Annotated in this window: 11 protein-coding genes; 5 read left to right on the top strand and 6 right to left on the bottom strand. The window is 71.2% G+C overall.

Going from position 1 to position 9,272, the window contains the following annotated elements; translation table 11 throughout:
* Positions 1 to 143 precede the first annotated feature (143 nt).
* Together ACFVYK_RS20170 and ACFVYK_RS20165 are read right to left on the bottom strand one after the other, a co-directional pair.
* Complete coding sequence (locus tag ACFVYK_RS20170) at positions 144 to 365, bottom strand: hypothetical protein (protein ID WP_143671812.1); 222 nt, start codon at positions 363 to 365, stop codon at positions 144 to 146.
* A gap of 29 nt (positions 366 to 394) precedes the next feature.
* Positions 395 to 736: a hypothetical protein gene (locus ACFVYK_RS20165; RefSeq protein WP_389775679.1), complete on the bottom strand. Its 342-nt coding sequence runs from the start codon at positions 734 to 736 to the stop codon at positions 395 to 397.
* A 295-nt stretch (positions 737 to 1,031) separates the two neighbouring features.
* Here ACFVYK_RS20165 and mobF point away from each other — a divergent pair, with 295 nt between their 5' ends.
* Positions 1,032 to 2,999, top strand: a complete 1,968-nt coding sequence (gene mobF, locus ACFVYK_RS20160; RefSeq protein WP_389775677.1) for a MobF family relaxase — start codon at positions 1,032 to 1,034, stop codon at positions 2,997 to 2,999.
* Between the two features lie 357 nt (positions 3,000 to 3,356).
* Here mobF and ACFVYK_RS20155 read toward each other — a convergent pair whose 3' ends face one another.
* Positions 3,357 to 3,803: a hypothetical protein gene (locus ACFVYK_RS20155; RefSeq protein WP_389775674.1), complete on the bottom strand. Its 447-nt coding sequence runs from the start codon at positions 3,801 to 3,803 to the stop codon at positions 3,357 to 3,359.
* A gap of 719 nt (positions 3,804 to 4,522) precedes the next feature.
* On the opposite strand from ACFVYK_RS20155, the gene ACFVYK_RS20150 reads away from it, so the two are divergent.
* Genes ACFVYK_RS20150 through ACFVYK_RS20135 form a run of 4 tightly spaced genes read left to right on the top strand, consistent with a single transcriptional unit; the run spans position 4,523 to position 7,123 of the window.
* Positions 4,523 to 6,166 (top strand): replication-relaxation family protein, encoded by a 1,644-nt coding sequence (locus ACFVYK_RS20150; protein ID WP_389775671.1) that lies wholly within the window; start codon positions 4,523 to 4,525, stop codon positions 6,164 to 6,166.
* A 44-nt stretch (positions 6,167 to 6,210) separates the two neighbouring features.
* The gene (locus ACFVYK_RS20145; protein WP_323711396.1) at positions 6,211 to 6,483 is read left to right on the top strand and encodes a hypothetical protein; all 273 of its coding nucleotides are present in this window, start codon (positions 6,211 to 6,213) and stop codon (positions 6,481 to 6,483) included.
* 56 nt (positions 6,484 to 6,539) lie between these two features.
* Positions 6,540 to 6,893, top strand: coding sequence for a hypothetical protein (locus ACFVYK_RS20140; RefSeq protein WP_389775668.1), 354 nt, complete (start codon positions 6,540 to 6,542; stop codon positions 6,891 to 6,893).
* A 2-nt stretch (positions 6,894 to 6,895) separates the two neighbouring features.
* Positions 6,896 to 7,123 (top strand): hypothetical protein, encoded by a 228-nt coding sequence (locus ACFVYK_RS20135; RefSeq protein ID WP_389775666.1) that lies wholly within the window; start codon positions 6,896 to 6,898, stop codon positions 7,121 to 7,123.
* A gap of 62 nt (positions 7,124 to 7,185) precedes the next feature.
* Here the strand turns inward: ACFVYK_RS20135 and ACFVYK_RS20130 are convergent, their stop codons facing one another.
* From ACFVYK_RS20130 to ACFVYK_RS20120, 3 genes are all read right to left on the bottom strand, one after another.
* A complete protein-coding gene (locus ACFVYK_RS20130; protein WP_389775663.1) occupies positions 7,186 to 8,439 on the bottom strand; it encodes a hypothetical protein in 1,254 nt (417 codons plus the stop codon).
* Positions 8,440 to 8,468: 29 nt separating this feature from the next.
* A complete protein-coding gene (locus ACFVYK_RS20125) occupies positions 8,469 to 8,774 on the bottom strand; it encodes a hypothetical protein (protein WP_389775660.1) in 306 nt (101 codons plus the stop codon).
* A partial coding sequence (locus tag ACFVYK_RS20120) for a helicase associated domain-containing protein (RefSeq protein ID WP_389775658.1) occupies positions 8,774 to 9,272 on the bottom strand: 499 nt, incomplete at its 5' end. The genes ACFVYK_RS20125 and ACFVYK_RS20120, both read right to left, overlap by 1 nt.

Below are 9,272 nucleotides of genomic sequence, written 5' to 3'. Positions count from 1 at the left end.
GTTTCTTCAACCGGGACTTCCCCGCCCCCTCGCTTTTCCCCGCTGCCCAACGGGGGGGGGCGGTCCCCGCAATGGGGGAACCGGCCCCTCCAGTGTGATGGCCGCCAGGCCGCCAGGCCGTCAGGAGCCGGGCGGTTGTGCGGTCACTCCTGGAACTCTCTGCTCTTCACGCCGTAGAACGACGGCTTCGCGGGGCGGGCCTTGGACTCCTCCATGCTGTCGGCGAGCGGGGCGAAGGTCTCGCTGCGCCGGACGACGTTGAGGAACTTGCCCAGCGCGTCCTTGTCCTCCCACAGTGCCGACGCGGTGCTGATGATCAGACTCTTCAGGTGCTCCGACTCGGTCACGGCCTCGGTTGCTGCCACGCTGTGTCCCCTCCTGGTCATCGGGACGATCAGCCAACCAACCGGCGGCACTGCCCCGCAAGGTGGCCTTCGGTCAGGGGCCGGTCCAGGATGCTGTGGGTTCCGATCCGGTGCCACACGATGTGAGGGGCCCCGGCGACTACCTCCCGGCCGTACGACCACGTCGCGCGCCCGTCCGGCGCCCAGGTGAGTTCGTAGACGCCCGGAGCGCAGCGGACGCCCTTGATCCGTAACCCGGGGCGGAACTGGTGGCCGGGACGCAGGTCGGGCACGAACGCGTCCAGGACGACGCGGCGGAAGCGCCGGCGCTGGGCGGGGGTGAGGTGCTGAAGGTCGGCAGTGAAGCGGGGGAGGGTCTCGAAGGTGGGCACGGTGGTCTCCTCCGGGCAGCACGACGAAGCCCCCGGCGGGTGCCGGGGGCCGTTGTAGGCGGTGCTCGTTGGTGGTGTGCGTTCCTTGGCGCTCGGTAGTGCTCAGTGGTGCTTGTTGGTGTCGTCCGGGTCGTGATGTGAGGGCTGCCGGAGAGCGATGACATTCGCGTTCGGCCCGGTGCCGCTTCCCGCCTGACGGGCGCCTGAGAAGAAAGTTCGGCCACTGCTCCCGCCTGGCGGGACGTACCGCTGACCGGCCTTTTCTTGCAGGTCAGAGCCGTGTGGCGTGGTCTCCATGACAGCAGATATCAAGGTCATCCGGGCCGGTCAGATGTACCGCTACTACCTGCGCGAGACCGTTGTCGGCGACGGCCGCCGCCCGGCCCGCACGCCGCTGCGCGAGGCCCAGGAGCAAGCCGGGGTCCCGGCCGGGCGATGGATGGGCCGCGGCCTGGCCGCGCTCGGACTGACGCCGGGGCAGGAGGTCACCGAGAGCCAGCTGCGGAACCTCTTCGGGGAGCGAGGCCGACACCCGTACGCGGACCAGATCGAGGCCGACCGGCTCGCCAAGGGCGACTCCCCGACGAAGGCGTTCAAGGCCGGCGCCCTCGGGCGCCAGGTGACGGTCACCGGCGTCGACTTCACCTTCCGGCCACAGCCGACGATCTACCTCCTGTGGGCGCTGGGGGATGAGGAGACCCGGCGGGTGATCGAGGCCGCGCACGAGCGCGCCATCGAGCGGGTGCTGGAGTGGATCGAGGACGAGGTGGCGGTGATCCGCTACGGCAAGGACGGCATCTACCGGGTGCGGCCGCCCGGCGGTCTGGTCGCCGCACGCTTCCGCCACTACGAGGCGCGCTCCGGCATGCCGCTGCTCCACGACCATCTGCTTCTGTCCGTGAAGGGGCAGCGCCTGGACGGGAAGTGGGGCTCGATCCACACCCTGGCCCTGCACGAGAACACCGTGGCAGCCTCAGCGCTCTACAACGAGCTCGTGGCCGCTGAGGTCTGCGAGGCGCTGGGGCTGGCGACCGAGCCGCGCACCGTCACCCCGGGGCGCCGGCCGGTGATGGAGATTGCCGGGGTGCCGCACGAGCTGATCCGCTGGACCTCCCGGCGCAGCGACCAGATCGCCGCCTGCCTTGCCGAGCTGGAGCACGAGTACGTCACCGCCGTCGACGACGACGGCGAGCTGAAGTTCCTGCCCGTGGTCTCCGAGCGGGCCCGCGCCAAGCTGAACCAGATGGCCGCCCGCAAGACTCGCCCGCCGAAGCAGACGGCCCGGCCACTCGCGCAGCTGCGCGCGTGGTGGAAGGCGAGCGCGATCCTCACCTCCGGGGTGGCCGTCGGCGTCATCAACTCCCTCCTCGAGTACGCCCGTGCCGCGGCGGCGGCGATCCGGGCCCGGGTCGCCGCCGTGGTCGACGTCGCCCTGGCGGCCGTCGACGTCACCGCGACGGTGTTCGTGATGAACGACGGCGGCCGCTTCCACCGCCGGCACCTGCTCGCCGAAGCCCGCCGCCACCTCGCCCTCGTCCTGCGCGGCCGCCGCCGCGACCCCGGCCTGGACGACCAGATTGTGGCCGCCGCCATCTCCACGCACTGCCTGGACATCAGCGAGCCGAAGACCACAATCGGCCTGCTGTCGGACTACCGCCTCTACACCGCCCGGTGGGACATGGCCGACCTCCCCGCCCGGCGCCGCCCACCCATTCCCGCGCCCGACCCGGACCGGCAACCCCCGGCCGATCCCGGCGAGCCGGCTGCATCCCGTCCCTCGGGCCAGGACGCGGGGGAGTGGGAGATCCCCCGCATTCCGCTTCAGTACGAGCGTGCCGTCCTCGCCGGTGCGGTGGTGCGGGAGAAGCTGCGCACCACCACCACCGCCGTGCGGGGCCGGGCGTTCGACGTCGTCGCTCACCAGCAGGCGGCGATGCCCGAGCAGCTGCTCCCGCCCTCAGCGGCCGACTCCGAGCACGACGACCAGGAGCCGGAGCCCGGCCGACAGGAAGCGGTCGACATGACGGCGCTGCGGGCCCTGCGGAAGTCCCGCACCGATGTGGAAGCCCTCGATCTCACCGCCGAGCGGCTGCGCCACATCGGGGACGCCTTCACCGCGGCGGCCGACCGGGCCCGCGCCACGATGGACCGCTACGCGCACCGAGACGATGCCGACGACGCGCATCCGGTGCGCGAGGACGACCAGCAGGCGCACCGCCCGCAAGAGCCCGGACCGCGCCGCGGCCGGGAGGCCGGCCACTGAGTGGACCTGATGCCGCCCACCCGATGCCGTGGTGCGCACCGACGATGTCCGGCTCCACTCCACCGAGTGGAGTCCACCGGCCGGGAGTGGACGACATCGTGCGGGGACGATGCCGTCCATCCACCCAGTGCGCACCCGCCGCATTTCCCCTTGAACACGACTGAGGTCAAGGAGAAACGCGCCACCCGCAAACCGGCTCCACCGCACCGACCCCCCCCCGATGCGCACCACTCCCGCGCCGCCGCGCACCGCCCCACCGAGTGGATGCGCACCGGGTGGACTCGGTGCGCACCGGGTGGATGCGCACCACCGCACCGAATGCGCAGACGGTGCGCACCGGTCGGTGCGCAGGTGCGGTTACCGGCGCTCGCCGACTGCGCAGTGCGCAGCGCGGGCCCGCTCGAGGTGCTCGGTGCGCATCGTCTTCAGGGTGTCGACGGTGTCCTCGCCTTCTTGCCGGAGGACGTTCTCGGTGAACCGGATGATGGTGTTGGCGAGGCCCCAGATTGCGCTGGGGACGCACTCACGCGTCCACTCCTGCAGCGTGGCCAGCAGGACGCAGCCGACCTCGTCCAGGGCGAAGGAGTCCGCGCACGGATCGGCATCGGGCGCCAGGTCCGTGACGGGCAGGATGATGTCCTCAGCCAGCGCCAGCAGGAGGGCGGTCGGTGCCGGAGCGGCTTTCGTCCGGTCGATGACAGTGCCAAGGGCGTGCTCGCTGCCGTCCTGTATCGCCAGGAGGTATTCGAAGGCGAGCTCCACCTCTTCGGGGGTCAGCGGCGTGCGGGGCTGCGCGTACGGCATTCGGATCTCCTCAACAGGCTGGCCGCCGTGCCGATCACGGCGACTGACCTGATGCTCAGGCCAGGCCCCTGTGGATAAAGTCCGGAGAATTCTCCCCCGTCTCCAAACCGGGGCGAACTGGTGCTGCATGGGTTGAAGCGGGCCCCCTTGTCGAGTCTGGTCGGCCCGACCATGACCCCTTGTCGAGTCGTGGTCGGACCGACCACGAGCCCGACCATGACCCCTTGTCCAGGTCCGCTACCGCCCCGACCACCGCCGCGTTTCCCCTTGTCCACGTCCGCTACCGGCCACGGTCAGACCGCGGACAAGGGGGTCCCCTGCACGCTGCTCCTTCGCAACGACCGCCCCGGCCGGGGCAGCGAAGGAGACGAGACGATGACGACCACCCGCCCAAGGACAGGGCAGCGGCACCGCTCGGGCCGATCACACCAGAAGGCCGGCCCGTGGCGGGCAAGCCCAAGGGGACTCCCTGGGCGCCCCCTTCGAAGGCCCCTCGGGAACCCCCTTTGGTGCCCGGCATCCGAGGCCGTAGGAAAACCCCTTGTCAGGGCCGGAATCGGCGCCAAAACTGCGCCGTCACAACCCTCTTCTCTCCTCTTGTACTTGAAGGGAATGTCAGTGGAGGAGGAGATCATCGGGTTCGGGGGCCCGACGCCCTCTGCGGCCGGGGGCCGGCGCCCGGCCGGTGGCCGTGCGCGACGGATGGAGGGTCGGGGCTGATGGCGGGGAAGCGGAAGAACAACCCGGCGGGGTCGACGAACAGCTACCGCGGCGATGTGCTGCGCGTGCTCGGAGCGCTGAAGGTGGCCACGGCTGATCAGATCCAGCGGATCGGCGCCCCGCACCTGACCTTCCGGCACGCCGACAAGCCGACCCCGTCGAAGCAGAAGCAGGCCCGTACCGCCTCGCACACCGCCGCACTCTCCGACATGCGCAAGCACGGCCTGTCCGAGAACGGCGGCTCCACCGAGACGGGCGACTCCCTGCGGAACCTCACCCTCAAGGGCTTGCAAGCTGCCTCCTACGAGCTCCGGCGCCCGGTGACGGAGATGGGCTCCACCGCTCGCGGCGCGGGCTCCAGCGGGGCCTCCCACCCGATGGCCGTCAACGAGACGGTGATCGCGATGCTGCGCCCGAAGCCGAACATGGCCAGGCTCACCATCGACCCGTCGCACGTCCAAGCCGCCGCCCAGGCCGCCGCCCAGGCCGCCGTCGACGGACCGGACGGCATCGGAACCATCGCCTCGTACTGGACCGAGGTGTCACTGCCCGCCACCGGCACGTGGAACGCGCCCGGCAAGGGCGGCGCCCAGGCCGACATCGTGCTCACCGCCCCGCAGGACGGCGTGCCGCTGCTGTTCATCGAGGTCGACAACTGCCACGAGACCGCGGAGGAACTCGCCGACAAGCTGGAGAAGTACGCCCGGTTCTTCCGGCGGAAGGTGAAGGACACCGACGGCAAGGAGCGCCCGATGTGGCGCACCCGCTGGAGCGCGCCGGACACCTGGTCCGGCGACAGGGCGCACCCGCCCGTCCTGCTGGTGTTCAACCGCATCGGCGAGCGCAACCCCAACCGCACCGTCCCGCGCCTGCAAGAGCTGACCCGTCACCTGTGGCAGGGGCAGCGGCATACGGGCTTCCACGCCTACGACGGGAAGATCCCGATCATCGCGACCGGCCTGAAGAACCTGCGCGAGCACGGCCCGGAGGGACCGGTGTTCCTCCGCTTCGGCCGCGACCACATGCAGCCCCTGCGGGAGGCGATCGGCAACCCCCGTCGTGAGGTGGCCGATGCCCGTGCCCGCGAAGCGGCCAGGATCCGGGAAGAGGAGTTCCAGGCACAGGCGCGCCGGGCGGCTCAGGAGCAGGCGGCGAAGCAGGCAGCCGAGCGCGAAGCCCGCCGCCCCGTCTGCACCGGCTGCGGGACGAAGTTCACCGACGAACGGTGGGAGGCGGCACAGGGACAGACGAAGGACTGGGGAGCCCCGAAGGACTCCCACCCGCACCTGTGCGACGACTGCAAGCAAAGGGCCCTCGCCGCCGAACGCCACGCTGCTGCCAAGCACGAGCACCAGGAGCCGGTGAGTCGTGGGGCAGAGCAGCAGAGCTTCCAGCGTTCGCCTCACCGTCCCGTCTGCACCGAGTGCGGTGCCTCGTTCACCGACGAACGGTGGAAGGCGACTGAGCGCGTCGGCTGGGGCGCTTCCCCAGAGCCCCGCCCGTCCCTGTGCGAGGACTGCGACCGGCGGTTCGTCACCGACCTCCAGCAAGCCTGGCCGGACGAGCCCCGGCACGAAGAGCAGGGCCAGGCCGTGCCCGAGCAGAAGGCCGGCGGAACCTGGCTTTCGCGCTTCCGCAGGTGACGTGACCGGACCCGGCTGTCAGTGGCGGCTGCAAGGCTGAGCGGATGGACCGTGATGACGAGCAGCTGCTGCGCGGCCGGGTCTACGGCACCGACCACGACCACCCAGGCCCGCTACCGCACCGCGACTACGCCGAACTGGTCGGCGGCCCTCTCGATGGGCTGCTGCTCGACATCACCGGCTGGACAGCGGACGAGATCCAGACCGGCGTCTCGCTGATGACCGAGCTCGGGCAGTTCGGCGCCGGCGGCCGCGCCCTGTACGACCCGCGACCCGGTGAACGGAGCCGCTGGGACTGGTCCGGCGATACGCCCTGATCGCCGTTCTCGCTCTGGGACACTGAGGGCCACCATTCCAGCGGCGAGGGGCGAGCATGGCGGCGAAGACGGATCCGGCGAAGTTGGCGCGGCAGGCCAGAGACCTGATCGAAGAGTTCAACCGCGTGGTGCTGGAGGACGCGAAGGACCTGTCGGCGCCCGCTCTGTCGGAAGCCACCCAGGCGCTGAAGTCGTTGGTCGAGCGGCTCCCGCAGGCGTTCGAGCAGACCGCCGACGTCCTGGAGTTGCTGGCCACCAACGACAAGGTCACGGTGGAGCAGGGCCACGACCCGAAGGACGAGGTGGCCACGACCGCCGCAGAGCTTCGGACCGTCGCGGCCGACAGCGAGAAGCTGGCCAAGAGCCTCGCCAACCCTGCATCGGCCCTGTTCCTCATGGGCGGTCGCTAGACATGCCCGACCTGCCCTCGCCCGAGGAGGTCGAAGCCGCCCGCACGCCCGCCGGCGGCTGGAAGCGCGACCAGCTCGCCGCCTGGGGCGCCCCGTGGCCCCCGCCCAAGGGATGGAAAGACGAGCTGGCCGAGCGCTGGGAGGCCGCACGCCAGGACGGCGCACCGCCGCCGCCCCTGCCCAGCCCGGCCCGGGCCGACTTCGCACAGGACACGCTCGACTTCGGCTGACGAGACGACAGCGGGGCCGGACAGGATCACCCTGCCCGGCCCCGCTGCTGGTTCCCGGCTGCTCACCGGCTGAGGCGGATACGCGGCCCCCACACGAACTCGAGGTCGTCCAGGAAGACCATCTCCAGCTCCTTCTCCCACTGGCCGCTCAGGAGGAACGGGGCACTCTCCATCCGCTCCACGATGACCAGCGTCTCGGGTTGTCCGATCAGCGCGTACCGGCCGTGCGAGGCGGGCTTGCTGCCCGGCCCGTGCGTGCGCAGCATCTCCTCCAGGCGGGCGCGGTGCTGCTCCACGAACGCCTCCAGGCGCTCGATGTACCCCTCGCGTTCCTCGGGGCGCACCGCGCTCAGAGCGACGTCCAGGAAGTCACTGCCGTCCGGCCAGTGCCGCTCGCCTGGTGAGGCCACGGCCCACGGGAAGCGTTCCGCGGCCGCCAGGACGTCCTTCGCGTCCAGCGCCGGAGCCGGACCCGAGTCCTCCACCGGAGCTTCCTGCGGGGCGGGGGAGGCGGGTTGCTGAAGGTGGGCGACCAACATGGCGCTGGATCCGGCGGTGGTTGCCAGCGGCGTTCCCAGCGCTTCCAGGTGGGCAAGGAGGAGGCGGGCCAGGGCACGGCCGTGGTCGCTGCCGCGCGGCTGCTGGGGGGTGCTGCCGTCGCCCCGATCGCCGGGGTAGGCGAGGTGCCAGGGGTGTACGACGGTGCGGTGGAAGAAGTCGGCGAGCACCTCGAACAAGTCGCTCGCGTCGGGTCCGGGCTCGTACGCGCCAGCCGCTGCGGTTGCGGCGCTCCCGATCTCGGCGGCGGTCTGCGAGAGCGCGTCCAGCATGTGCCGTGCGGAGTTCGAGGGGGTGTCCTCGAAGACCTCCACGATTCGGTACAGGCCCGGGGAGCCGTAGAGGTTGCCCTCTTTCGCGCGACGCACCTTCACCGCGGCCTCCTCGACCGAGTCAGCGGTGGCGAGGTTGGTCACCTCCGAGGCACCGGGGTGCTCCGGCTCGGTGCACCTCGCGAGGACCTGGTAGATCCCTCGCTGCTCGGGCGGCCGTACCCCGCCGGACGCGGGGTGCCCCTGCCCGCGCTCCTCCGGATCGCCAGCAGGCGTGTATCCGTCGAAGACCTGGTACGACACCAGATTCCGGATCCGCTTCAGCTCCGCCATCCGCACTGCCGCCCTGTGCCTCTCAGCAGGGCCCGCAGGATCCGTCCCGTCCTCGCCGGTGGCGATCAGGTCGCCCAACTGCTCGTACGTCAGGCCGGTGACCTCCCGGCGGACTTCCACCCGGATCTCGGCGTCGCTGCGCGCTGTCGTCATGGCGGTCCTCTGGTCAGTGCCGTCGGTGGTCACGCGGAGTCTCCCTGGTCGGTGCGGGTGCTGCGGGTGCGGTTGGCGACCCAGTCCGGATCGCGTACGGGCGTGGGCGCCTGCGTCTCGTTGGCGGGGGCGCGCATGATGCGCCAGCTGGTGCGCGGCGCGGTGACGGCGTGGACTAGGACGACGACGGCCTGGCGGCCAGCACCGCCCCGGACCCACGCCCCGGTGAAGCGGACCTGATCGGTCGCCCAGACGCCCAGACGCTGCCACGGGCGCAGTCGCCCGAGCAGATAGCCGGCCGCGAGCGCGGCGGCCGCGGTGACGACGACGCCCATCACGACCACCGCATCCCGATCGCGGACAGCTGCTCGCGCCGGTCCTCCGACAGCGTCGCCGCACGCGAGCGCTGGTTGCTGACCCATGCCCCAAGTCGGAACTGCAGTTCCCATCCCTCGTCTGCGAGCACGGTCTCCACGTGCTTGCGGGGGACGTTCAGATGGCCCTCACGCTCGTAGAACTGCCGCGCGGCTGCCAGGTTGGCGGCCCACTTGTCGGCCTGCGTACGGCGCGGCTGGGGCTTCTCTTCCTCGGTCGCGGGTGTGATCCCGAGGACCTGCTCACACATCCACTGCTGAACGGCGGTGAGCTTGTCCCAGCCCAGACGCTGGGCGTGCACCCACCGCCCGAGATCCTCGGACTGCACCAGCACCTGGCCCGGCTCGGTGGGCAGTTCGCCGCCCTGCTCAAGGTGAAGCCGGGTGAGGTGGAAAGCCCGCTGCCACTCCACCGGCCAGGCCGGGCACCACGACGGGTCGATCTCCTCCAGCTGCTCG

Source organism: Streptomyces sp. NPDC058291, from assembly GCF_042880855.1.
Taxonomy (GTDB): Bacteria; Actinomycetota; Actinomycetes; order Streptomycetales; family Streptomycetaceae; genus Streptomyces.
This window is presented reverse-complemented; position numbering and strand designations above follow the sequence as displayed.